This is a genomic window from Aeoliella straminimaris (assembly GCF_024054565.1).
Classification (GTDB): domain Bacteria; phylum Planctomycetota; class Planctomycetia; order Pirellulales; family Lacipirellulaceae; genus Aeoliella; species Aeoliella straminimaris.
On record NZ_JAMXLR010000092.1, the window covers coordinates 193,264 to 216,355 of the forward strand.

Here is a 23,092-nt window from a genome sequence, read left to right on the forward strand (position 1 = left end):
AGCCGCCTTACCGCACGGCAGCCTGTGCATCCTCCTCGGACGCTCCCAAAGCGAACTTGGCCAGCGTGTTTTGATAGCGAGCTTTGCCTTCCTCGACCACGCGTCGGATCTCGCGGGCGTTCTGTTCGCTTTCCTTCCGCAGATCGGCCACCATTTTCAGGGATTCGACCTGGTAGTCGGAGATGGCACTCACCAGCTTCTCCAGCGAGTCGGGGCTGATCGTCGAACCGTAGCCCGCCTTCAGCGCGGCGCGTTCGAGTTCCTGCCCCAGTTCGGCGACGTCTTCCAAGCTCTTGTTCACCCCTTCTTTCAGCGCCTCGGTCGACTGCGTGGCTTCGTGCAACCCCTGCTGCGAAGTGTACACCGTGCCCAGGATGGTGAAGACATGCTCATTGGTGGTGAAGAAAGTTACCGCCCGGCGGTACACCTGTTCTTTGACGTCGTGCGTCTGGCGTAGCTTGGTGACCAGCGTCTCACCGACGTCGTATCCGATGGCCAGGTTTTCGGCGATGTCTTTGCAGAGCTGGTAGATGCGATCCTCGGTCTTCCACTTGTCGTGCGCCTCGTCCCGCTGCAGCTCGAGCCGCGATTGTTGGCTTTCATCGTCACCGGAATAGTCGCTGACGGCTTGCTGTGCGTCGGCCAGGGATTTCTTGGCGGCTTCGAGATGTGGCAACTGCTCCTGGAGGAGTTCCCGAGCCATGATTTCCGCTTCCTTCAGCGCGAAGCGGAAGTCGATGTAGCCGTCCATGATCACTTCCTCACGGTCGAGCTGGTTCTTGGTTTCTTTGCAGACGTCCTGATAAACGTCCACGATCTTCTCGAACCGTGCGTGGGGCGAGCCACGGCGGATGTTCATCCAAACGTTCGACATCTTCTCGCCCAGGCCGATCTTGCCATCGTCCAGTTGTGCGATCAGCCGCTTGGAGTCCTCGCGAATCGAATCGAACATCTGGCTGATCTCGAGGTACCGATTGCCCACATTGATGTTCTCCACATTCTCTCGCACAAGCTGATTGAACTCGCTCATGTGCTTTACCGTGTTGGCAATCGCCAGTGCACGGGCTTCGTCCACGTGGCGGACCTCCTCCAGGAGGCGGATCAGCTCGTTTTGTACGTCCTTGCCGGTGGCGACGCCGAACCGCTCCAGAACCTCCAGGGCACGGTCCATGTACTTGGAGGTCTTCGGTGTGGACTTGGGCTCGGCTTGCTGGGCGGTTTGACTGGCCATGGACAGTTCTCGCGATAAAAGTGAAGGGCTGATCGCCTCGCGAACCACGGGCGGCCTGCTTGGCATTTGCCCTTCAGTAAACAACAATTAGAGGCGGCCGACAAGCATCTACGCGTCCCCGTTCGGGCGACTCGCAGGATTTCAGGAAACCAGTAGTGGAGTAACCGAGCCATGAGCCAATCGGCGCCAGAGTCCGCCCAAGCTCCGCAATCGGATTCGGCCATCGAGCCAGCCGAGCAGAAGCTCACGCTCGACGAGATGACTCGCGTGATGGACGTTGCCCGAACGCTCCGCAAGGAGCGGTCGATCGCCGAGCGGGAACTCAACCGCGAGGAAACGATCAAGCTGCTCCGTCTGAAACTGCGTGAGGCGGCCGATTTGGCGGGCGATCCCGTGACCGACGAGCAAATTGACACGGCGATAGAACACTATTTTGCTAATTTGCATGAGTTTGATCCGCCCGAGCCCGGCCTGGAAACCTTCGCTGCGGGCGTTTACGTGCGGCGATACCAGATTGCGGGTTGGGCATTGGGCATCGCCACCGCGGCGCTACTGGTGTGGGGGGCCTGGTTTGGAGGCATGTTGCCGGGCAAACGACAAACCGAGCTACTAGCTCTGCAAACGTATTCGCAAGTAGAGGAGGTAACAGGCACTATTGAGGAGCTTGCCGCCGACCCCGAACTGGTGGCCCAGGCCGAGGCTGCCCGCGCCGAAGCGGCTACCTATCGCGACCGCGGCGACGTATCGGCGCTCGAGCAGTTGAAGAGCCGTCTACTCAATCAAGAGGCGGTTCTGAAGAGCGAATACCAAGTGATGATCATGCAGGAGCCGCTTTCAGGCATCGAACGACACGCACCCGGGACGGGCGACTTGTCGGGAAGCTACTTAATCGTTCAGGCAGTGGATTCTAGTGGCAAGGTGATACCGATGGACATACGCAATGCCGAGAACGGCAAGATGGAGCGGGTGACCAAGTGGGCTGAACAAGTGCCATTGGAGGTTTTTGAGCAGATGATGGCCGACAAGCAGGCAGACGGCGTCGTCGACAACCGCGAGTTTGCCGTGAAGCAGCGAGGGCAGCAGGACGTGAAGGTCACGCTGCCCGGTGTCTTACAGCGAGGAAGGCAGATCACCGCGTGGTAGGTAACTTGATTTCCGGTAGCGATGTAGCTCGACAGCTGGAGCGAGCTCGCCGCGACGCCCGCCGTCGTGCCGAAGACGTGCGCGCCGGACTCGACAAGCTGGACGACTTTATCAAGCAACTCATCGCACAGCGGGGAAACTCGCTGGTCGAGTTAGCGCAGCATTACTTTCCCGACCTCTCGCAGACATCGATCGAGAAGCAGTTTGCCGAGGTCCGCGGGCATCTGAAGCATTTGCTGGAACAAAAGCAGCGCCGCGAGGCGGAGCTGCACCAGACGTGGGACACGTGCCTAGATCGACGGGCGGACCTCGACCAGCAGATCGAACAAGTGACAGAAAAGCTCGACAAATTGGCCAACCGCCGAGATGAGCTCGAGCAACAGTTGGCGCAGCGACTCCGCGAGCACGCGGAGTTCGAACCGTTGTCGCAGCAGGCGCTCGCGGCTGAGACCGAGCTGAAGCGAAATGAACTGCGTGTGGCCGAGATGCGCGACGAAGTGGCTGAGAAGCTGCCGGCGTATGAGAAAAGTCGGTTGTTCCAGTATCTTTACCGGCGTGGCTACGGCACCGCCGAGTATCGAGGCAAAGGGTGGACTCAGCAGCTGGATCGCTGGGTAGCGAAGATTGTCAAATACAACAAGAACCGACAGAGTTACAACTTTTTGAAGGTCACGCCCGAATTAATGGCCAACGAGGTGGAGCGCCGCCGCGAGGACTTCAACAAGCTCATGCAGCGGCTCGAAGCGATTGAGGATTCCATCAGCGATGAGATTGGGCTAACCGATGTGCTGCAGCAAGGCACCCAACGCGGGGACGAGCGCGAAGCCCTGATGAAAAGCGTGAGCGAAGTCGATGCCCAGCGCGACCAGGCCGAACAGGAACTAGCCCGCCTGGAAGCTACCGAGAACGAGTATTACGAGGCGGGAGTAAATCGGCTGAAGGAGTTTCTGGGCAACATGGAAGAGTCGGCCCTGGAGTTTCGTACCCGCGTCACACCGCAAACGACCGACGACGAGATTTTCCGAGAGATTAAGGACTGCAACGCTCAACTGCGTGAGGCTCGCCAGCAGAACCGTGACGACCGTGAGCAGTTGCAACTCTGGAACCAGAAGCTATCGGGACTCGATCAGGTGGTGAGCCGATTTCGGATGCACGAGTTCGACTCGCGGCGTTCCTGGTTCTCGCCTCAGATGAACCTGTCTCGCGAAGTCGACCGTTTTTTGCAGGGTCAGAACACTCCGGCGGGATTGTGGTCGACGCTCAGCCGCTACCAGCAGTTCATCCAGCCACAACTCGACAACGGTTGGAACGATCCGACGGGCGTTTTCGACCAAGACGTGTCCCGCGTGCTGGGACGGGTTCTGGTGGACGTCGCCGGCGAGGCGCTGCGGCAAGCGGCACAGCGAGGAATGCACCGGCGCGGACCTACTCGCGCGCGGACCCGGAGTTCCCGTGGCCGGCCCCCATATCGGCGAGGCGGTGGTTTCACCACCGGGCGTGGCTTTTGAGCTGGATTTGCCGCCCATTGTGAGCCGAACCTTTGCAGGTTGGGCCGAGATTTGTCGAACTGCGGGCGATTGTTAAAATAGATAATGTGGACGCGTAAGCCACATCCGGGCATAATTAAGGCTCGAAAGGCGGTGGGCCAGTCGTCCGTGCAGGAAGTCTAGAGGAATATCGAAGGGGGCAGCATCGGTCACCGGGAACTAGTCGTGTTGGGACTGATTGGAGCAACTTGGACGGAGAGAGCGGTTGGGCTAGCGACGGCCATTTTTTGGTTTGCTTTGATCTTCCTGCTACTGGCTGGCTTTGTCACACTGATCCGAAGATATCGAGAACGCGGGTCGCTTCTGAGAAGATTGCGCGATGGCGCCGCCAGCGACGAGGACGACCCCACCCAATTGCTCACCAAGTTCCGAGATTTGCATTCTCGGGGTACGCTGAGCGATGGTGAATACCGAACAATAAAAGCAAAGCTAGCAACGCAAATCCAAAGCGGCCTGGACGACCCTCGGGGTAAGAACGAATCGTAGCTTGCCAGATTGAGCGGGCAGTAGGTTTGCGAAATGTAAAGCTTGACGAGAACTAACGACCAGTCCGCCTGTGACTGTTGCAACCGGAAGCTGAGCCCAACCGCCTGGAAGGGTTATAGCTGGCGCAGCAAACAGGCTTGCCCTGCTAGCGGAATTTGGTCGATGAACGAACACCATCGGTACTGCGTAAGAAGAGTCGAACACTGCTCGACTAGAGCGTGGACAAGGACGCCTCGCCTCGCGTGAAGGCACGAACGTTCGCTTGACCTTGAGTCCAGCCCTCCCAGCAACGCCTCGTCGGGACGACGAGATGTGGGCTCAGGCGGTCAAGAGAACAACCTCGTGTCATCGAGCGACACCACAGGAAGAACCCCCAGGGCGAATAACCCTATTGGCCCTTGGGGCACACGAGACGAGGAAGGAGCAACCATGCCCTCAAGTAGGGACCTCACCAGCACCCGCCGCGGCGGTACATCGAAGAAAAACGCGTTCTGTTCGTTCTGTCGTAAGAGCTATCGGGACGTCGGTCCCCTGGTCGAAGGACCAGGCGATGTCTATATCTGCGGCGAATGCATCGAGCTGTGTCAGAGCATTCTTGATCAAGAGCGCAAACGGCGCGGTGGCAGCAAGCAGCTGTTCACCAAGATTCCATCGCCACGCGACATCGTCTCCGAGCTCGACCACTACGTGATCGGGCAAGAGTCGGCCAAGCGAGTACTGGCCGTCGCCGTGCACAGCCACTACAAGCGATTGCTAGTGGCTGATGACGAGCACGATATCGAGATTGATAAGTCCAACATTTTGTTGGTCGGCCCCACGGGTTGCGGCAAGACTTTGTTGGCTCGCACCCTGGCCCGCTCGCTGAACGTGCCGTTCGCCATTGGCGACGCCACGACGCTGACCGAAGCCGGTTACGTGGGCGAAGACGTCGAGAATCTGCTGCTCAAACTGCTGCACGCCGCCGACTTCGACATCGAGGCCGCCCAGCGAGGCATCTTGTACATCGACGAGATCGACAAGATTGGCAAGACCAGCCAGAATGTCTCGATTACCCGCGACGTGTCGGGCGAGGGCGTCCAGCAGGCGTTGCTCAAGATGCTCGAAGGCACCACGGCCAACGTTCCGCCGCAGGGTGGACGGAAGCATCCCGAGCAACAGTATATCCAGCTCGACACGACGAACATTCTGTTCATCTGTGGTGGAACCTTTTCCGGCGTGGAGGACATTGTTCGCAAGCGTCTGGGGTGCCGCAGTATCGGTTTCACTCAGGGCGACGCGGCCGGCGACGAGCTGAGCCTGGGCGATGCCCTGGCACAAGTGGAGCCGGACGATCTGATCGAATACGGCTTGATTCCCGAGTTGGTGGGCCGATTGCCCGTGATCAGTTCGCTGCGGCCTCTGCCGGAGGAAGCCCTTGTACGCGTGTTGACCGAACCAAGAAATGCACTGACTCGTCAGTATAAGCACATCTTTGGGATGGAAGATGCCGATCTGAACTTTACGGACGAAGCCCTTCGCGCCATCGCCCGCCGGGCAGCTGAGCGTGAGACGGGGGCCCGCGGCCTGCGGTCGATCATTGAGAACGTCATGCTCGACATCATGTTCGACCTGCCCGACCAACCCCGCGGCCAGCGTTACGTGATCACCGACGACATTGTCGAAGGTCGCGCCAAACTGTTCGATACGGAAGAACCTGTAAACAAGAGTGCGTAAAAGCTCTTTGCACTAACGAATCCACGGATGGAAGACGTTCAAGCCCGGGGTTACGGCCGCCGGGGGTTAAGTCTCCATCAATAAGCGAGCCCGGGCAATTGTGCCCGGGCTCTTTTTGTTTTGATATCCTGCTAACCGGAATCAATGCGACTCGAGGTCGCTCAGCTCCACCTGGCCCCAGGCCTTGGCTCGCGTCTTTTGCTCTTCCATCAGGCATAGCCGATCGAATAAATCGCGGACCGCCTGACTCTCGGAACGCTGTCGGACGCTTTGATAGATCTCCAGAATCCGCTGATCGACGGCCAGCAGCTTGTCGAGTATTTCCTGGCTGCTGGAATGCTCGTTCTGATGCTGCTCGAACGTATCCTCGGCCAGTGGCTTGATGTCGGCGTACTGAACCCAGGTGTTCAATGCGGCGGGTGGGGCTTCGTCCACCTCGCCTGCCAGGCAGCGATGCATGAAAGCGTCGTGCAAGGCTGCCTGCGCGAGATATCCAGCAAGCAACTCGTCGTGAGTTTCTTCCAGGTAGTCTTCCGTCAACAATCGCATCCGAGCGCGCACTCGGTGCACATGCGAAAGTATATCACGAACCTGTTGGAACGATTTCATCGCAGTAATTCCTCTATCTCCGCCGGTCAGTTTAACTCGTCGTCGAGTTTTCCTGCTGCCTCCAGCGGACAGGAGGCAGCGAGGCTTCGTTGGGGACGATAGCCACCATGCCAAGAAGCAGGCCAACGATCAGATTGTTCTGCAATGCTGGCTGCAGCGGAGGTGTACCGTTCAATCGGCCGAAACCGATGAGCCATACGGCCGCCACTAACAGCAGCCAGTGCGCGCCGCGCGTCTTCGACCAGTACGAGGCAAGCGACAGAACGATTAACGTGCAGCCCATGGCCAGGTCGTTAATCCATAGGTGCGTGGCGTCACTGGTATGGCGAAAGATGAATGGACTCATCAACAGCCACACGCCGAGCATGCTTTCGACAATTCGTGCCCACATTATCTGGCCTCCTCTACGATTTCGCGACCAGCCGCAAGTGCTTGTTCGCTTGGCACTCCGCAAAAGGCATAGCCCAGTTCGCGCCAGCTGTGCGTTTTGCTCCAAACCCGCCACAAGTAGCTCAGCGACACGTAAACCTCATCGTAGGCCCAGTAGGCGAGAATGAGCGAGATCACCGCTGTGACCAAGCACAGGAAGCACCAATAGCCAACCACGGTGCCCTGCAGGATGACCAGCACGCTGCTGACAACGCCTAGCGGAATGACATCGATGCCAAACAATAGGACAAGCCAGGGACGGTATTGCCATCGACGGGTGGAGCCGGCCATACCAAGTACGGCGTCGCCCAGATAGGCGAAAGCCCCCAGGGCCGCGTCGGGAATCCCGATCCAACGATCCATGGTCTGAGCGACCTTCGAGTCGAGTACCTTGGCGGTACCGTCACCGAACACCGGGTCCCATACCGAATCAATCAGCCGCCACTGATAGAGCGCCATGTACGAAGCGATGACGGTTGCGATGCCAGCCAAAATGCAGATTGGCACTCGCTGACTCCAGGCGGAGGGATTGTAGGAGTACGGCGGCACCGCCGCATTCAAGTCGCTGTCAATTTGTGCATTCTGATCGAACATCCTTACCAACTATGCGTGTTGTTTCTCGGACTTAAGGCTCATCTGCTCCAACTCCTTCAACGTTTCTTTGTTAGGGAGCGGTAGGTGATTCAGCTCGTACCATTGGCGAGGGTTCTTTTTCAGATGCCACAGCATTTTCGGGAGTGTCTCGGAAAGACGATGCTTGGGAACCCACGCGAGGCGTTTTTGGGCTTTCGAGTTGTCGACCGGATAGTGGGCATCGGCCATGTCGACCATCCATGGTTTGATGAACGGCCGATCCTGCTCGCTGGCGGCGGCCTTGTCTTTGACCCATGCTCCTGCCTTGGCGACGACCTTGGGAATACGGATGGTCGGCCAGTCGTCCACTCCGTGCAGTTCTTCTCCAATCAGATCCTGCAAACTCTCGTAGCTCAGGCATTCGTCTTCTGCAATCAGAAAGGTCTCGAAGGGATCCAGATCGCCACGGTGCTGGACAGTGCGTTCAAAGCAATCGACTAAGTCGTCCAGGTGCACAAAGGCTTGGCCACGTTCTGCGTCGCCCGGATAGAAGTAGCTCTCCATTTCCTTCTCGGCGATGCGGCGGATATTCTGTGTAATTGGCAGCGAGTGACCGTACTCGTCGTAGACCCCCGCCAGGCGAAGTATCACCGCGGGAATCGCCCCCGCTTCGCGCCGAATGACATCTTCGGCGGCCAACTTCGATTCGGGATACTGCCACTCAGCCCGCGCGGGACTGGTTTCTGTGAGTTTCTCGCCCGGCTCACAAGGCTTCATGACCAGCAGACTGCTGGAGAAAACGAACTGCTCGACTCGATCGAACGCGTGAAGGCCACGCAACATGCGCCGAGTACCTTCGACCGTCAGGTCGTGATACAGCGGGCTGTCTTCTCCAGCGAAGTCGTAGTAGGCTGCCAAGTGAACCACGCTGGCGACATGCCTACCGTGACTATTGCGCACGGTAGCTAGGGCTGCATCGACACTCTTGTCGTCGGTGAGATCGCAGTCGAGGTACTCCACATTCGCAACAGGAGACTCCGGCTTTTGGATGTCGAGTCCCACCACTGTGTACTGCTGCTTAAGTCGTTCACATATGCGACCGCCAATCAGTCCGGAACTTCCGGTGACGATAACGAGTTGATCGGTGTTGGGAGTGGTCATCCAGTACTCCTTCCGTAAGGGACTTCTCTGTTGTGGTCTGCTGATTCCTGAACAGATAATCTGCAAATCGAATGCCGAGGGAAGAATGCGCCGGATTTGTGGGCAGTCTGCACGGCTTGTTGGTTGCCGATAGACCATGCTGGTCGCGCCGGCCGCAGTGGCGGCGACATCGGCTAGGCAGCGTCGCTTGCGACCGCTTTTCGTTCGTTGGCCGACAGGCGTCGATGCAGGATTTGAAGCATCGAGAAGAAGAATGCGGCCACCACTGGACCGAGGAAGATGCCCCACAGTCCGACGATCTGCAGCGCACCGAGGGCGCTCACGAGTGCGAGTAGCGGATGCATTTTGGCCGATTCGTGCAGCACGTAAGCGCGGATCAGGTTGTCGGATGTCGAGACGATTAACAGGCCGTAGAGCCCTAGGATGATACCGGCGGTGATTTCGCCGTTCCACAGGAGCCAGGCGGCCGTGGGGGTCCACACCCCGGCTGCGCCGACGAATGGAATCATTGACAACAAGAACGTAATCCCCACCAGGAGCCACACCCGCTCGATACCCGCAAAGTACAGTCCGATTCCAAGCAACGCGGCTTGAGCGAACGCGCATACGAAGATGCCAACCACGACGCCTCGGGAGATGGTGGCGAACTGACGAAATAGCAACCACTCGTCCTCTCGCGCAAACGGCGAAATCGCTCTCAGCGATTGAAGAATGTCGTCCCCTTCGGCCAGAAAGTAGTACAAGGCCAGCGACAGAATTGCCATGCCCACCACCACTTCGACCACCCGCGAAAGAAACTCTCCCGTCCGCTGCACGGTGCTCGAAGTATATTGTTCGATCCCCCTGTCGACGGATGTCCTCAAAGAGTCCCAATCGATATCGGGGACATACCGCTCGATGGAGTCCTTGATGTGCTGAATGCCAGGCTGGTTGGCGAGGTCCCACTTCGCGAACTCCCGCCCCGTCGAAGCTAATTCCCGCCCGGCCAGGAACAGCATAGCGCCGAGTCCTGCCAGCAGAATAAACATCGCGGCAACTGTCGTCAGCGCCGCGATCCGCCGCCGTCCACCCAACAGTCGCGTGAGACGATCGTAAAATGGGCGAAAAAGTATGGTCAGGATTACTGCAAAGAACAGCGGGGCGAAGAACGGTTCCACGATGCGAAATAGCAGAATGCCGATCGCGATCGCGGCGAACAGCAGTGCCCAAAACGACATCTGACGAAACATGGAGTTGCCGCCTCCGCCACTTGCTGTAGTTGGAGGGGGGGATGCCGTTGTTTCGTAGTTGCTGCCGAGACTATTCGCCATTGGGGCGGAGTTTGCACGTGGTGTGGTTCTATCTTCTCCATCTCGGTTCCGCTGACCACATTGTAGCCAGCGGCGCACGGATTTGCACCACTGTGCGTCTATCGACTAATCGCAGTCTACCCTGCCTGCGGGACGGGGCGAGACTGCGAAATGGGGCGCAAGACCATCCTTGTCAGGACCTTCTGCAGTGCCTCTGCGCTGCGGCGACGGCGACGATAGACCTCAGGGCTCCATTGCCGGCGAATTTGGTGTAGTCGATCTTCCAGGGCCATTGCCTGATCAATGTTCGCGGTACGCATCGTTCTCTCCTTAGCAAATGCCGAGTAAGGAATTGTTAGGGGATGTGCCAACAAACTAAAAGCGAAAAATCGCTGCGATGGACGATTCAGTGGGCATGTTTGCCGCTTCCAAAACAAAGACGGACCCACCCATCTGCAGTGTCTTCGCCGCTGCCAAGTCGTGTGCGGCACTCACGCCGACCGAAGTCTTGCCAGAGCTGAGCGGTTTGCTGTTTGAATGTCGAGTGGCAAAGTCGCTGGCCAAAAACAGGGTGCTCACACGACCCGCTTTGGTGGCGGTCAAGATGGCGTTGACGTCGTCGCTCGCCATATCGCGCGATGCGGCGAAACCATAACGCTCGAGGGCATCGTCCCGCTTCGCCAGGTAGGCGGGTTCGGCCACTTTCCATGCCGCCTGTTGCAGTTCTTCGTCGGAAAGTCCATCGGGGCTGCCGGTCACTGCTGTGGGCTGCAGGTGTTTGTACTTGCAAGCCTTCTGGAAGATGGGGAAGAGGTATTCGACACCGGCGAACACCAGCGGTGCATCGGTCGTCGACAAGAAGGGCGTCAACGCCTGGTCCAGCCGATGAAAGAACTGCAGCAGCTCCTGCTTGTGATCCTCGCCTTCGCCACCACCATGGCCATGAAAAATTGCCTCTCCGCTGGCTTTTTGTGCGGAGGAATGGGAGTGGAACTGCAGAGAGCTCTGATACTCGTCAATGTTGAGAGCGTCCTGAAGGTCCGTTGGCAGCGTCCCCAGTTCTACTTCCGAGACACTGTGTTTCGTACCGCTGAGTAGTCGAACGCTGTTTTGACTCACGGCGATGACGAAAAAGCTACCGTCGCCTTGTAGGTATCGCACCAGTGGGCTGACGAAGAACTGGTCGCCAACTTGGGTTACCTCGGGAGACTCGACGGGCAGTTTGTAACAACGGCAAATTCCATCAGCCAGCAGTAGTAGTAGACTCTCGCTACCATTTCGCCAGAAGGGCGCCGTCTCCGAGCTTGGCAGAGCCGCCGCTGGCTCCAGCAGCTTCTCCACTTGCGATTGGTCACAGCCCATCGATTCGAGGCGTTGTCCCGCCTCGCGAAGATGGTTCTTCAACCGGATGGGATCCTGTCGAGTTTCCCGTCCAGTTGGATGGGTGGGAATCGAGATCGATACACATGGTGCCGGCGGATCGGCTATCAGTTGTTCGAGTTCGTCACGGTTGGGCAAAGTAGCCTGCATGTTCTCCTCGCTGGTTGTGGAAGAGTGGAGACTCCGGGCAGTTGCTACAAGGCGACCTCGCAGTCACTGCCGATTGCCGCGATGAAGTTGCAAATGCCGCGCCAACTCTCACAAGGCCCAAATAGCAAGGTCTGGCGACCCTTTGCACCGCGGGTGCGGTCGCTGGGCTACCACCTTGGTGTTCCGCATATCAGCGAGGGGCCGCTTCGCACACGAAGCGGCAAAGAGAAGCGGACCGAACGAATTTCGGTCCCAATTGGATTGCCGAGCTACTCGCTGTCGCTGTCCGCCGGCTTCACAGGCAGTTGAACTTCTCCCCAACGCTTTGGTTGGGCAACATCGGGGCCATTGTACCCCAGCACACGTGGGTCCCCCGCAGCCCGCCACTTGCCCGCTTCGCCGATGCTGTCATGGAGCTTGGCGAGCGACGCGTTGATTTTCTCTCGCGTCACGTCGCCAGATACGCCCACGGCGATGACCGTCACTGGTTTGGCATCGGCCACGGTGATCTGGCCGTACGACTCGGTCTTGCCATCGCTCTTGCTGCGGTACAGGAACGACATGTCGTAGCTATCGGGCTTATCATCCGCACCCTCAAGTCCCTTGTAGTCGATTTCGACGGGTGCCGTCATGGCGATACCGCGGGTCTTGATGTGGGCGAACAGCGGGAAGAACGCTGTTTGGGAGTTCTTCATTCCATCGGGACCAGCCCCTTGGCCATCGAACGTCGCCCGGCGAACTTCTGGATACTGCTTAATCTCCACGACGCCCGGCGGGGTGGGGCGGGGATAGCCCACGGGTAGGGGGGTGGTCACTCGATAGTCCCCCGAGCGGTAGAACGTCGTGCCGTCCGCCTGTGGCAACGCATCCACCTTGGCGTCGCCCGCCAGTCGCTCGAGCAATTTGCCCGGCACAGGTGGCTCCACAGCTACGTTTTCTTCCGCTTTCACGGAGATTGAGGTGAGAATACCAAGAGCAATAGTGCAAATTGATCGTCCGCGCATGAGAGTTCTCCCAGGTATAGGTTCCCGCGTAAGAACTATTGCACGCTGGCGGAGAGTGACCAGGGGCGGAGGGGCAGGGACCGGCCTAGGTGCTTCGCTTCAGTTCCGCTTGCTGAATCTGACTTCTTTAACAGCCTCGCTCCACACAGCTGTGACATGTAGCAAAGTGCCTGGAAGCTGCATGTCAAACTCCGCGGAACCGACCACTTTTAACAACTGATGCTGAGCATCCGGTGCGATAGATTTCATGATTGACAGCACATCGCCGGGGTCGGTCTCGGTCGGGCATAAATCTCGAGATTGCCCGTTCTCGTAAAAAGTTGGGGGAGAGCCCACTCGCATGAGCAGGGTCTCGGCCTGAGACGCGAGAAACTGCTGCAGGTGATGAAACGGGTTTTCTGGCCCTTCCACCATTACTTTACTCCCACTCAATCGTCGCCGGCGGCTTACTACTGATATCGTACACCACGCGGTTCACGCCTTTCACCTCGTTGATGATCCGCGTCGAGATGCGGGAGAGCAGGTCGTGGGGCAGGTGGCTCCAGTCGGCGGTCATGAAGTCGTCGGTGTTTACACAGCGAACGCACACTGCGTTATCGTAAGTGCGGCTATCGCCCATCACGCCGACGCTTTGCACCGGCAGCAGCACCGCGAACGCCTGGCTGGTCGAACGGTACAAGCCGGCCGCTTTGATTTCGCCTACCACAATGGCGTCGGCTTCGCGAAGCATCTCCAGCTTGTCGCGCGTCACCTCGCCCAGGCAGCGAACGGCCAAACCTGGACCGGGGAACGGGTGCCGCCAGACGATTTCCTCGGGCAGGCCCAGCTGCAAACCAAGCTGGCGGACTTCGTCCTTGAACAGATCGCGGAGCGGCTCGATCAAGTCGAAGCCCAACTCCTCCGGCAGTCCGCCCACGTTATGGTGCAACTTGATGGTGTCGGCAGGACCATCGGCCGAGGCACCACTCTCAATCACATCGGGATAGAGAGTGCCTTGGGCCAGGTACTTGGCGTCCTCGATCTTGTCGGCCTCTTCCTTGAAGCAGTTGATGAACTCATGCCCAATGCGACGGCGTTTTTCTTGTGGATCGACAATGCCTGCGAGCTGGGCCAGGAAGCGGTCTTCGCCCTTCACAACGTGCAGGTCTGTCTTGAAGTGCGTGGAGAACTCCTCGACGACTGCCCGCTCTTCGTCCTTTCGCAGCAGGCCATTGTCGACCAGGATGCAGGAGAGCTGCGGACCAATCGCGCGGGCCAATAGCGCGGCGACCACCGACGAGTCGACGCCGCCGGAGAGGCCGCAGATCACCCGGTCGCTGCCCACCTGCTCGCGAATACGGTTAATCGTCTCCTCGGCGAAGTCGCCCAGTCGCCAAGTGCCTTCGCACTTGCAGACTTCGCGAACGAAGTTCGCTAGCAGCGTCTTTCCTTCGACGGTGTGCGTAACTTCCGGATGGAACTGCAAGCCATAGACGGGCCTTCGCTTGTGGCGCACCGCTGCATAGGGGCACGTGCTGGTGTGGGCCAGCACGGTGAAGTCTTCGTCGATGGCCGTGACCTGATCTCCATGGCTCATCCAAACTTCCGTGTCGCGACGCACGCCGGCAAACAGGTCACTGTCATCCTCTACCAGGCAGTGAGCCCGGCCGTATTCACGGCTGGGAACGTTCTTCACCTCGCCACCCAAGGCCTGGCAGGCGAGCTGCATACCATAGCAGATGCCGAGCACCGGAATGCCGAGTTCGAAAAGCTCGGGGTCGCACTGTGGTGCGCCTGGCTCGTAAACGCTGTTCGGCCCTCCGGATAGAATGATCCCCATGGGTTCCAGTTCGCGGAGCCGGTCGGCCGTAATGTCGTGGCGAACGATCTCGCAGTACACATGCTGCTCGCGGACCCGCCGGGCGATCAGTTGGGCGAGCTGCGAACCGAAGTCGAGAACCAGAACGCGTTGGTCGGCAAGGCTGGACATAGAAGTGGGAGTTTGGGGTCGAAGGGCTGGGGGCGTCGGCTGACGGAAAACCCAATATTGTAGCGACTTTATGGCGGCCGACTATCCGCACCGTTGCTGGGCTCGTACCCTCTGCGCTATAGTGCAATTTCCACTTGGATTCCCAATCCCAGAGTCCCCGACCCCCGATCCCACCTTCCATGCTGATTTTGCTCACAAACGACGACGGAATTTACGCCCCCGGTTTGGCCGCCATGGAGCGAGAGCTGCGGCGGATTGGCGACGTCGTGGTGGTAGCCCCCGCTACCGAGCAGAGCGGCGTGGGGCACTCGATCACGTTCTTGACGCCACTGATGGCCAAGGAGGCTACGCTGGGTGATTTTGGCGACCCTTCGACCCCACGACGGCGGGGTTGGGCAGTCGAGGGAAGCCCGGCCGATTGCGTGAAGCTGGCGATTGCCAAATTTTGCCCCCGCGAGCCCGACTTGGTGGTAAGTGGCATCAACGGCGGACTGAATGTCGGTATCAACGTACTCTATTCCGGCACTGTGGCCGCGGCCACCGAGGGGGCACTGTACGACATTCCCAGTATTGCGGTGTCGCTGGAATACGACGACGATCCGCGGTTCGATCGGGCTGCCGTGATGGGCGTCCGCGTCATCGAGCAACTGCTCGAGCAAGATGCGTTTGCCAATCACAGGCTGTATAATCTCAACATGCCGACCTCCGCCACGCAGCGGTCCGATGCGGACCCTCCCGAACTGCACATCGTGCCGATGGGGGTCGCGCGGTGGCCGGCCGAGTTCGAAGAGCGGCGCGATCCGAAGGGACGGCGTTATTACTGGGCGGCCGGTACACCACCGACCGGGTTCCCCCGCGAAACGGACCTCAACGCGATACTCGAGGGGCACGTTACTCTGACACCGCTATCGGTCGATCGCACCATGGCGGGTCACTTACCGGAGATGCACTCATGGGACATCCAAGTTTAACACTCTGTCTGGCCCTCATGTCGCTGCTGACGCTCGGTTGCCAGCCATCGGTCGAACTGCCCGATGAACCATCCAAACCTGCGGCCTCATCGGAATCAGCGACTCCAGCGGATACGACGGCGGCGTCCGAACAGCCGAAGCAGCAACCCGGTTCGCAAAAGCCATCCGCGCTCAGCGATGGTACGAATTACGGCGGCGCGATCGCAGGTGCTCATCGTCATGCGAACATGATGGCGGCCAGTATCACGTTCGATAATGCGATCAAGAACTACCATGCTTTAAACGGCGAGTACCCGAAGTCGCATGAGGAGTTCATGAAAAAGTTGTGGGAACCACTGAAGTCTCGCATGCCTGATATCGACGAAGGCTACAGGTGGCAATACGACCCCGAGACGCACAAGGTGGAGCCAGTGCCGATCGAAGGAGATGAGTGAGCTTCCGCCAACGAGCTCCACCTGACCGATCTAACCGTTACGATCGGAATCGAAACCGCACGAATGTGTCCATTTTGCTTGGGGCCACAAGGCAGCGTGATTAGGCTGGAAGTATGTTCCCGCCCTTTCTTCTAGCCCCCCTCAGTGCGATGTCTCCTCCTCGCTTCATGCTTGCTGCTGCTTCAGTTATGTGCGGATTCTCCGCTATTGCTCACGCGGAAGACTGCTGCCCGCAACCGAGTTGGATGTTCAAGAACAGCACGTTCTCGCACGCACCGGAAAGCGGCGCGCGGGTCGCGCAGTACGCCCGGCATGATTACGTCGAGGAACTGCCCGATCCGCGACTGGTAACCAGTGGTTACCGGACCAACCGAACCACGCTGCGCGGTACCAATGGCAGCTACGAAACGAACTACGAAGTCGCCAGTTGGGGTAACGGGCGTGGTGGTTTGGATGCCGAGTGGGAGCGGTTCCACGACGCGTGGCAAGACTCGTACCTTAGCGGGGGCACTTACAGCGGACCCGCTTATGGCTACGGTTACGGGTATGGAAATGGCTACGGCTATGGGAACGGTCGCAGATACGGCTACGGGCCAGGTCCCGGTTTTGGTCCAGGGCCCGGCTTCAGGCCTGGCCCCGGATCTCGACCGGGTCCCGTCTATGGTCCCGGCCCTTATCGCGGAGGAGGTGAATACGGTCCGGGGTACGGCTATCGCAATCTGCCGTAGGGTGGTGCCGCTAGTTGCGTAGTTTGGCCGCTTCGGCTTCGAAGTCTCGGTCGGAGTGGAAGTCTTCAATCAACCAGCGATGCTCGTCGAGCACCAGTTCGACTTCCACCGGGAACTTCCCTCCGCCAGGCATTCCCGACTTGTGTTTTCCATGAAAGATTCCGTCGAATCGCGCTGTGGCGTGAGTAGGGTTCTTTTCGTTGTCGAGCGTGATGTCGATATCGCTGATGATGTTGGCCTGCTGCACATCAATGATGGGCATTAGTTTTTCGACCATCGAGCGGGTCCTCGTGGCGGTGGGCGACAAGTAGCTGAGCACCCGCTGCATGTCGTTCTCTTCGGCCGCATTCGTGATGCCGGCCAAGGCCACCTCGACCTGTTCGCGTGGAGTGTAGACGATCTGCTCCATGACCAGCGCCGAAATCGTCAGCACGGCGATGATCACGCAGGCCAGGAACGAACCAATGCTGCGGGTGGTGAAGTACAACACGCCCGAAAAAGTGAGCAGGACGATTCCCACCATCAACAGCGGGATCGGGTTTTCAAAGAGGTATTCCATGGCAGATATTCTAGTGGGGTTGAGGTGAAGAGACGAGCGGCCCCACGTGGCTATTCGCCCCTCACCCAGTATCTTATTCGCTTCAGAATAACGCGTATCCAACTGGCCGTCTTGGGAGGTTTGCCGCTCCAATTGGTGTCGCGAATCCACAATGGCATCCGCGACGCCAGGGCAGCTTCGGCCTCGTGCGAATGATCGACATGTTCGGAGAAGCGGTGAAGGCGACGGTCGAACGACTGTCGCGAGGCGTCCGAAAGCAGGCGGGTCAGGAACTCGTCGTCCGGATGTTCCGCAGCAAGTCTCCGCAGCCGCGGCCAGGACTCGACGCGTCGTAATGCCAGGGCCAGATGACGGCGGATCCTGGGCGAGTCACCGTCGGTCAACTTCGCCAAGCCATACGACTTCGTCCGTTCGGCGCACCGTCCGAGCAACCACATGGCGATGCAGTACCCAGGCCTCTCGGGCGGACAGTCCCGCAAATAGCGAGCGAGCGGGAAATTGACGGCTGGCTCATCGAACAGTATCTGCCGAAAGTCGTTGCGAAATGCCAGCAACCAACCCTGTCCGCACTTGCCATGACTGCTCAAATAGTGGTGATAGCGGTCCAGTTCTGCCAGAAATCGATCCACGTCACGCCAGATTGACTTGACGCGGCGGGCGATTGGCATTTTCCGATATCGAGGTCGTTGTTGGACCACCGCTGCCATGATCGGGGCCTTGCGTATAGAATGTCGCGCTGGAACTCCACAAAGTGGCTAGCCGCATTGTAGCAAGCTGGCTGGCGGAGTGACCACGTTTATCATGCACGCGTTCGGTCCCTGACCCCTGACCCCAGCTTATATGTCGCAAAAATACATTTATCAGATGTCTGGCCTCACCAAGAAAATTGGCCAGCGATTGGTGCTCGAAGATGTCTATTTGGCCTTTTATCCCGGCGCGAAGATTGGCGTGCTTGGACGCAACGGTGCCGGAAAGAGTACGCTGCTACGGATCATGGCTGGCATAGACAAGGAATTCGACGGCGAAGCTCGGTTAACCGACGGTTTCACGGTGGGCTTACTATCCCAGGAGCCGCAGCTCGACCCAGAGAAAGACGTTCAGGGCAATGTGGAAGAGGCCGTGTCCGAGACGCGCGCCATGCTGGCGGAGTTCGAAGCCCTGGGCGACAAGTATGCCGAGGTGGCGGACGATCCCGACGCCATGGAGAAGCTGATGAACCGGCAGGCCGCGCTGCAGGATCGCATCGACGCCACCAACGCCTGGGAGCTCGACCGGCAGATCGAAGTGGCCATGAACGCCATGAACCTGCCGCCGGGCGATGCCGAGGTGACGAACCTGTCCGGTGGCGAGCGCCGCCGCGTGGCGTTGTGTCAGCTGTTGCTCAAAAAGCCCGACTTATTGCTGCTCGACGAACCGACCAACCACCTCGATGCGGAGAGCATCGCCTGGCTCGAAAGGCACCTGGCCGAGTACCCCGGCACGATTGTTGCCGTGACGCACGATCGGTACTTCCTCGACAACGTCGCTGGCTGGATTCTGGAAATCGAACGCGGCAAGGGACTCCCTTTCGAGGGCAACTACACCGGCTGGCTCGAGCAGAAACGCAAGCGTCTTGAAGTGGAAGAGAAGCAAGAGTCGGCCCGTCAGCGGACTCTCAAACGCGAGTTGGAATGGGTTCGCTCCTCGCCCAAAGCTCGCCAGTCAAAGAGCAAGGCGCGTATCAGTGCTTACGAGCAAATGGCCAACGAGGACTTCGACGCCAAAGAGAAGGAGCTGGAAATCCACATCCCGCCCGGGCCGCGGTTGGGTACCCAAGTGATCGAGGCCGTGAACCTGTGCAAGTCGTACGGCGAGAAGGTCCTGCTCGACAACGTGAACTTCCGCCTGCCGCCGGGCGGCATCGTCGGCATCATCGGACCCAACGGCGCTGGGAAGACCACGCTGCTCAAGATCCTGATGGGCATGGAAGAGCCCGATAGTGGTTCGCTGGAGGTCGGTCAGACGGTGGAACTCGGCTACGTGGACCAGAGCCGCGATGCCCTTGATCCCAATGCCACGGTGTACGAGGAGATCTCCGGCGGGCACGAAACGCTCGATATGGGCGGCCACACGCTCAACGCCCGCAGCTACGTGTCGCGGTTCAACTTCCAGAAGACCGACCAGCAGAAGAAGGTTGGCGTGCTGTCCGGTGGTGAACGCAACCGCGTGCACCTGGCCAAGTTGCTCCGCCGCGGCTCGAACGTCCTGCTGTTGGACGAACCGACCAACGACCTGGACGTCGACACCCTGCGGGCACTTGAGGAAGCGGTCGCGAACTTTGCCGGCTGTGCGGTTGTCGTGAGTCACGACCGCTGGTTCCTCGACCGCCTGGCAACGCACATCCTGGCCTTCGAGGGCGACGGCTATGTGCATTACTTCGAAGGCAACTTCGACATGTACGAAAAGCAGCGCCGCGAACGCCTGGGCGAAGACGCCGACGAACCGAAGAAGTTCAAATACAAGAAGCTGCACGCGTAGGGTTCTCGAGTTCTATCCGAGTGTTAGGGAATTGAGCCGATGGCAACTTGGATGGACTGCAGCCAGATCGATCTGGATCTGGAGCTGCCGCTCGCTAAGCGGTTCCTGCCGCATCAAGCGGCAATGCGCGCAGCTGCAGATGACTTGTTAACCGCGATGAAGAAGGACCTGCCGGCAGGGGTGTCCCACCTGGCGCACCTGGTCGACCTCCGCACGTTCGGCCGTTTCCGCTCCGAGGCCAAGGCGCAGGCCAAAGTGATGGGAATCAACTGGCGCGATCTCATGCTCGCCGGTGCCGCGTACGATTTGACGCTGGCCTACTTTGGATGCTCCACGATCGCGGCCGCCACCAGCGAAGGGCCAGTACTAGCGCGAAATATGGATTGGTGGCCCGAACGACAGTTGGCCCGCCACAGCTATGTAATCCGCAATATGCGCAAGGGGCGAGCGGAGACGACTGTGGCAGGTTGGCCGGGCTCTATCGGGTTGGTAACCGGGATGTCGGCCCACGGCTTTGCTCTGGCTATGAATGCCGTGGGCGATGGCGTCGGGCTGCACAAGACTGGCTATCCGGTCATGTTGCATCTGCGGCGCGTTGTTGATGAATGCAAGAGCTTTGGCGAGGCTGTCGAACGAGTTAGCAAGCAAACGTTGGCCGCCCCCTGCTTGGTGACCATTGTCGGCACAGAGAACGATGAGCGTGTGTGTGTTGAGCGGATGCCGACGACGGCCAACCTGCGCTATGCTGACGGCGATTCGCCCTTACTTACGACCAATCACTTTCGATTCGGAGAAGGCGATTCGCGAGATGGCGTCGGCACCCTACAGTCAACCAGTTGCGGTCGTTTGCAGGGGATGCAAGACATGCTACGAGACAAGGAGGAGGAACTTTCCGATGAGCACCTGCTCTATATCTTGAGTGGCGAACGCGTGCGGCTAGCCATTACCGCCCAGCACATCATCATGCGCCCTCGCGAGAATCGCTTGAGGCTGTGCGTTCCAAAGTCCCTGCTAGAAAGCAACTGAGCATTACTCCGTCATAGTTTCCCCACGCAACTGTGCCGCCAGGTCCTGCAGGAACGAGACAAACGAGTCGCTGGCCATGAACGAGAGAATCTCGGCCACAATTTCGCGTAGGGCCTGACGTACCGGCTCGCGGTGGCACGGCGAGTCGTCGGTGGTTTCTTCGTCGGCGCCATCATCCACGCCTTCGTCCGTTCCGTCATCGGTCCCATCATCGTTTCCGTCGTCAACGCCATCATCCGGTTCGTCGTCGGTATCGTCATCCACGCCATCGTCGGTCGGATCCTCGACCAGCACAATGGCGTCGATCCATGCTGTGAACGCGTCGACGCGGGCGTTGAAGGCCATGTCGCCCAGCGAGGCATCTTGCTTCGTGCCGCCTGAGGTGGTGCAGGCGATGTACATCTCGCCGGCCACCTGAATGAAGCCTGGGCCGCCCGAGTCGCCAGGGGCCGTATTCGATTCGCTGGCGTCATCGTAGTTCCAGTAGATGAACAAGTCGTCGACCTCATCGATGGTCGTGACGCCCACCTGCTTGGTGCCAAAGGTGCCATTGGTTCCCCCTTCGGCAGTTCCTCCGGCTCCGAAGCCGACGATGGTTAGCATATCGCCCACCAACGGAGTGCCGCGGAAGATCTCCATAGGTTCGATGTCGCCAACTGCTTCGGATAGTTCGAGTACGGCGATGTCGTTTTCGAACGACAGGGGATCGAATCCCGAGTGAATGTCGACTTTCACCGTCGTGTAGGTCCGGTCGCCAAGTGTGAAGGTGCCAGTCGTTTCGCCTTCGATAAACTGGGCACAATGAGCAGCCGTGAGAACGTGTCTCGCGGAGATGAGGGTTCCCGTGCAGAACCCGCCGGAATTGGCTGTCCCCACAATGCCCACCGCCGCAAAGTCATCCGTCGGTTGTCCGTTGATGATCCTGGCGATCGGCATTTGCGCGCTCGCAACGGTGGGGATCAGCAGGCAGATTGCAACTAAAACACGTTGAGCGGCCGAGAACATAGGTTTTCGCTCCTTGGCGAGAGAGACCCTATCAGCTGTGCCAACAGAAAATGGCGTAGATGGCAGCAATAGCGGAAGGACGGAGTTGGTTCGGACTGCGCCACGTTGATTCGATCATCAAACCCCACGCCAGGCGGTTCGTTCCGCTGAGGAGGCTCGGATTTGTGTTTGCACTACATTTGACGGTTGCCGGTGATGCCTCGATTTCCTAGATTCACAGGTGCGTTCTGTTGCTTTCAACCGCTGGACGCGACGAGCGCGCATTTCCCCTTTCCTTCTAGCAGGAGCCAATTAAGCAATGAGTGTGGTCCGCGTCGGTTCGACGAAGAAGTTTGCAGACAACTGGGATTCGATCTTTGGTGGTGGCAAGAGCACCAAGTCGACCAAGAAGAAGTCCGCCAAGAAGAAGACGGCTACTGCGAAGTCGGCCAAGAAAAAGTCGGCCAAGAAGGCGACGGGGGCCACCTCGAAGAAAAAGGCTACCAAGAAGAAGGCCTCGACCACAAAAGCCGCCAGCAAAAAGGGGGCCCCGAAAAAGACCGCGAAGAAGCGGAAAAAGTAGCCCCGCGTGGCACCTCGCTGCAACCTTGGATGCTGGCTCGGTTGAGTAAGTCCCCCCCTCGCTGGTGGGGAACTCATTCGCCACAACCGGTGCGAATGGAATCTGGACCCGGAGGTGGAGTTGAGGAAACGGCCGTTTTCCTTATCCAACCCGCAGTTTTTGGCCGATTCCTCTAGCTGAACCTTAAGCGAAGCGCTATAATGTGGGGCTACATGTTTTTGGCGGGGAAGCCCCTCGCCCAACCAAACTTTTTACCGCGTTTGTAGGAGTGACGACCATGGGAACCGTTCGTGCAGCATGGGAGGACGAAGAGAACAACCGCCGCGTCGACCTGGTAGTTGGCTACCAGGTGACCACAGGGCAGGTTGAAATCGACAACGTCACTCCCCATCGTGTTCATTTTTCTTGCCCCGAGTCGGGCGAGACCCTTCGCTCTGTTGGCGTACACACCGAGACTGGCAAGCAGCTGTTGCTGGAGCGTGCGTTGGCCGCTGGCGCCATCGACCGTATCCGTCATCACCTGAGCGAGACCGACGTCCACGACGTACCGCATCCCGCGGACACCGTGCACGAGGCGTTCGAAACGCCGTCCGTGACTGTCTAAGC

24 protein-coding genes are annotated in these 23,092 nt (G+C 58.9%); 10 read left to right on the forward strand and 14 right to left on the reverse strand.

What is annotated here, in order from left to right; translation table 11 throughout:
* Positions 1–7: 7 nt before the first annotated feature.
* Complete coding sequence (locus NG895_RS26580) at positions 8–1,231, reverse strand: cell surface protein (protein ID WP_252855595.1); 1,224 nt, start codon at positions 1,229–1,231, stop codon at positions 8–10.
* Between the two features lie 171 nt (positions 1,232–1,402).
* Between NG895_RS26580 and NG895_RS26585 the strand changes: the two genes are divergently transcribed.
* The 3 genes from NG895_RS26585 to clpX all read left to right on the forward strand — a co-directional run bounded on the left by NG895_RS26585 (position 1,403) and on the right by clpX (position 6,120).
* Positions 1,403–2,374 (forward strand): DUF6384 family protein, encoded by a 972-nt coding sequence (locus NG895_RS26585; protein WP_252855596.1) that lies wholly within the window; start codon positions 1,403–1,405, stop codon positions 2,372–2,374.
* Between the two features lie 5 nt (positions 2,375–2,379).
* Entirely contained in the window at positions 2,380–3,882 is a 1,503-nt protein-coding gene (locus tag NG895_RS26590) for a hypothetical protein (protein ID WP_252855597.1), read from the forward strand.
* A gap of 954 nt (positions 3,883–4,836) precedes the next feature.
* Positions 4,837–6,120 (forward strand): ATP-dependent Clp protease ATP-binding subunit ClpX, encoded by a 1,284-nt coding sequence (gene clpX / locus NG895_RS26595; RefSeq protein ID WP_252855598.1) that lies wholly within the window; start codon positions 4,837–4,839, stop codon positions 6,118–6,120.
* A 141-nt stretch (positions 6,121–6,261) separates the two neighbouring features.
* Here the strand turns inward: clpX and NG895_RS26600 are convergent, their stop codons facing one another.
* From NG895_RS26600 to guaA, 10 genes are all read right to left on the reverse strand, one after another.
* Entirely contained in the window at positions 6,262–6,729 is a 468-nt protein-coding gene (locus NG895_RS26600) for a hypothetical protein (RefSeq protein WP_252855599.1), read from the reverse strand.
* A 31-nt stretch (positions 6,730–6,760) separates the two neighbouring features.
* Complete coding sequence (locus NG895_RS26605) at positions 6,761–7,120, reverse strand: SPW repeat domain-containing protein (protein WP_252855600.1); 360 nt, start codon at positions 7,118–7,120, stop codon at positions 6,761–6,763.
* Entirely contained in the window at positions 7,120–7,752 is a 633-nt protein-coding gene (locus tag NG895_RS26610) for a vitamin K epoxide reductase family protein (RefSeq protein ID WP_252855601.1), read from the reverse strand. Before NG895_RS26610 ends, NG895_RS26605 begins: the two co-directional genes overlap by 1 nt.
* Before the next feature lie 9 nt (positions 7,753–7,761).
* On the reverse strand, positions 7,762–8,892 hold the full coding sequence (locus tag NG895_RS26615) for an NAD-dependent epimerase/dehydratase family protein (protein WP_252855602.1): 1,131 nt from the start codon (positions 8,890–8,892) through the stop codon (positions 7,762–7,764).
* Between the two features lie 173 nt (positions 8,893–9,065).
* A complete protein-coding gene (locus NG895_RS26620) occupies positions 9,066–10,121 on the reverse strand; it encodes an AI-2E family transporter (protein ID WP_252855603.1) in 1,056 nt (351 codons plus the stop codon).
* Positions 10,122–10,318: 197 nt separating this feature from the next.
* Positions 10,319–10,501, reverse strand: a complete 183-nt coding sequence (locus tag NG895_RS26625; RefSeq protein ID WP_252855604.1) for a hypothetical protein — start codon at positions 10,499–10,501, stop codon at positions 10,319–10,321.
* Positions 10,502–10,556: 55 nt separating this feature from the next.
* Positions 10,557–11,711: a baeRF7 domain-containing protein gene (locus NG895_RS26630; RefSeq protein WP_252855605.1), complete on the reverse strand. Its 1,155-nt coding sequence runs from the start codon at positions 11,709–11,711 to the stop codon at positions 10,557–10,559.
* 269 nt (positions 11,712–11,980) lie between these two features.
* On the reverse strand, positions 11,981–12,715 hold the full coding sequence (locus NG895_RS26635; RefSeq protein WP_252855606.1) for a heme-binding protein: 735 nt from the start codon (positions 12,713–12,715) through the stop codon (positions 11,981–11,983).
* A gap of 99 nt (positions 12,716–12,814) precedes the next feature.
* Entirely contained in the window at positions 12,815–13,129 is a 315-nt protein-coding gene (locus NG895_RS26640) for a hypothetical protein (protein ID WP_252855607.1), read from the reverse strand.
* 4 nt (positions 13,130–13,133) lie between these two features.
* The gene (gene guaA, locus NG895_RS26645) at positions 13,134–14,684 is read right to left on the reverse strand and encodes a glutamine-hydrolyzing GMP synthase (RefSeq protein ID WP_252855608.1); all 1,551 of its coding nucleotides are present in this window, start codon (positions 14,682–14,684) and stop codon (positions 13,134–13,136) included.
* A gap of 179 nt (positions 14,685–14,863) precedes the next feature.
* On the opposite strand from guaA, the gene surE reads away from it, so the two are divergent.
* The 3 genes from surE to NG895_RS26660 all read left to right on the forward strand — a co-directional run bounded on the left by surE (position 14,864) and on the right by NG895_RS26660 (position 16,817).
* Complete coding sequence (gene surE, locus NG895_RS26650) at positions 14,864–15,655, forward strand: 5'/3'-nucleotidase SurE (RefSeq protein WP_252855609.1); 792 nt, start codon at positions 14,864–14,866, stop codon at positions 15,653–15,655.
* Positions 15,637–16,089 (forward strand): hypothetical protein, encoded by a 453-nt coding sequence (locus NG895_RS26655; protein ID WP_252855610.1) that lies wholly within the window; start codon positions 15,637–15,639, stop codon positions 16,087–16,089. Before surE ends, NG895_RS26655 begins: the two co-directional genes overlap by 19 nt.
* A gap of 149 nt (positions 16,090–16,238) precedes the next feature.
* A complete protein-coding gene (locus NG895_RS26660) occupies positions 16,239–16,817 on the forward strand; it encodes a hypothetical protein (protein WP_252855611.1) in 579 nt (192 codons plus the stop codon).
* Between the two features lie 10 nt (positions 16,818–16,827).
* Here NG895_RS26660 and NG895_RS26665 read toward each other — a convergent pair whose 3' ends face one another.
* Together NG895_RS26665 and NG895_RS26670 are read right to left on the reverse strand one after the other, a co-directional pair.
* Entirely contained in the window at positions 16,828–17,376 is a 549-nt protein-coding gene (locus NG895_RS26665) for a hypothetical protein (protein ID WP_252855612.1), read from the reverse strand.
* 50 nt (positions 17,377–17,426) lie between these two features.
* A complete protein-coding gene (locus tag NG895_RS26670; protein WP_252855613.1) occupies positions 17,427–18,044 on the reverse strand; it encodes a hypothetical protein in 618 nt (205 codons plus the stop codon).
* Between the two features lie 172 nt (positions 18,045–18,216).
* Here NG895_RS26670 and ettA point away from each other — a divergent pair, with 172 nt between their 5' ends.
* Entirely contained in the window at positions 18,217–19,893 is a 1,677-nt protein-coding gene (gene ettA / locus NG895_RS26675) for an energy-dependent translational throttle protein EttA (RefSeq protein ID WP_261361801.1), read from the forward strand.
* A gap of 39 nt (positions 19,894–19,932) precedes the next feature.
* Complete coding sequence (locus tag NG895_RS26680; protein ID WP_252855615.1) at positions 19,933–20,919, forward strand: C45 family autoproteolytic acyltransferase/hydrolase; 987 nt, start codon at positions 19,933–19,935, stop codon at positions 20,917–20,919.
* A gap of 3 nt (positions 20,920–20,922) precedes the next feature.
* Here NG895_RS26680 and NG895_RS26685 read toward each other — a convergent pair whose 3' ends face one another.
* A complete protein-coding gene (locus tag NG895_RS26685) occupies positions 20,923–21,855 on the reverse strand; it encodes a S1 family peptidase (RefSeq protein ID WP_252855616.1) in 933 nt (310 codons plus the stop codon).
* A 367-nt stretch (positions 21,856–22,222) separates the two neighbouring features.
* Here NG895_RS26685 and NG895_RS26690 point away from each other — a divergent pair, with 367 nt between their 5' ends.
* Entirely contained in the window at positions 22,223–22,486 is a 264-nt protein-coding gene (locus NG895_RS26690; RefSeq protein ID WP_252855617.1) for a hypothetical protein, read from the forward strand.
* Positions 22,487–22,763: 277 nt separating this feature from the next.
* Entirely contained in the window at positions 22,764–23,090 is a 327-nt protein-coding gene (locus tag NG895_RS26695; RefSeq protein WP_252855618.1) for a hypothetical protein, read from the forward strand.
* The last annotated feature ends 2 nt before the right edge of the window (positions 23,091–23,092 follow it).

Bases quoted from the DNA above. Each gene is read 5' to 3' on its own strand.
- NG895_RS26580 (WP_252855595.1), bottom strand. From the start codon at position 1,231: ATGGCCAGTCAAACCGCCCAGCAAGCCGAGCCCAAGTCCACACCGAAG.
- NG895_RS26585 (WP_252855596.1), top strand. From the start codon at position 1,403: ATGAGCCAATCGGCGCCAGAGTCCGCCCAAGCTCCGCAATCGGATTCG.
- clpX (WP_252855598.1), top strand. From the start codon at position 4,837: ATGCCCTCAAGTAGGGACCTCACCAGCACCCGCCGCGGCGGTACATCG.
- NG895_RS26600 (WP_252855599.1), bottom strand. From the start codon at position 6,729: ATGAAATCGTTCCAACAGGTTCGTGATATACTTTCGCATGTGCACCGA.
- NG895_RS26605 (WP_252855600.1), bottom strand. From the start codon at position 7,120: ATGTGGGCACGAATTGTCGAAAGCATGCTCGGCGTGTGGCTGTTGATG.
- NG895_RS26610 (WP_252855601.1), bottom strand. From the start codon at position 7,752: ATGTTCGATCAGAATGCACAAATTGACAGCGACTTGAATGCGGCGGTG.
- NG895_RS26615 (WP_252855602.1), bottom strand. From the start codon at position 8,892: ATGACCACTCCCAACACCGATCAACTCGTTATCGTCACCGGAAGTTCC.
- NG895_RS26620 (WP_252855603.1), bottom strand. From the start codon at position 10,121: ATGTTTCGTCAGATGTCGTTTTGGGCACTGCTGTTCGCCGCGATCGCG.
- NG895_RS26625 (WP_252855604.1), bottom strand. From the start codon at position 10,501: ATGCGTACCGCGAACATTGATCAGGCAATGGCCCTGGAAGATCGACTA.
- NG895_RS26630 (WP_252855605.1), bottom strand. From the start codon at position 11,711: ATGCAGGCTACTTTGCCCAACCGTGACGAACTCGAACAACTGATAGCC.
- NG895_RS26635 (WP_252855606.1), bottom strand. From the start codon at position 12,715: ATGCGCGGACGATCAATTTGCACTATTGCTCTTGGTATTCTCACCTCA.
- NG895_RS26640 (WP_252855607.1), bottom strand. From the start codon at position 13,129: ATGGTGGAAGGGCCAGAAAACCCGTTTCATCACCTGCAGCAGTTTCTC.
- guaA (WP_252855608.1), bottom strand. From the start codon at position 14,684: ATGTCCAGCCTTGCCGACCAACGCGTTCTGGTTCTCGACTTCGGTTCG.
- surE (WP_252855609.1), top strand. From the start codon at position 14,864: ATGCTGATTTTGCTCACAAACGACGACGGAATTTACGCCCCCGGTTTG.
- NG895_RS26655 (WP_252855610.1), top strand. From the start codon at position 15,637: ATGGGACATCCAAGTTTAACACTCTGTCTGGCCCTCATGTCGCTGCTG.
- NG895_RS26660 (WP_252855611.1), top strand. From the start codon at position 16,239: ATGTCTCCTCCTCGCTTCATGCTTGCTGCTGCTTCAGTTATGTGCGGA.
- NG895_RS26665 (WP_252855612.1), bottom strand. From the start codon at position 17,376: ATGGAATACCTCTTTGAAAACCCGATCCCGCTGTTGATGGTGGGAATC.
- NG895_RS26670 (WP_252855613.1), bottom strand. From the start codon at position 18,044: ATGCCAATCGCCCGCCGCGTCAAGTCAATCTGGCGTGACGTGGATCGA.
- ettA (WP_261361801.1), top strand. From the start codon at position 18,217: ATGTCGCAAAAATACATTTATCAGATGTCTGGCCTCACCAAGAAAATT.
- NG895_RS26680 (WP_252855615.1), top strand. From the start codon at position 19,933: ATGGCAACTTGGATGGACTGCAGCCAGATCGATCTGGATCTGGAGCTG.
- NG895_RS26685 (WP_252855616.1), bottom strand. From the start codon at position 21,855: ATGCCGATCGCCAGGATCATCAACGGACAACCGACGGATGACTTTGCG.
- NG895_RS26690 (WP_252855617.1), top strand. From the start codon at position 22,223: ATGAGTGTGGTCCGCGTCGGTTCGACGAAGAAGTTTGCAGACAACTGG.
- NG895_RS26695 (WP_252855618.1), top strand. From the start codon at position 22,764: ATGGGAACCGTTCGTGCAGCATGGGAGGACGAAGAGAACAACCGCCGC.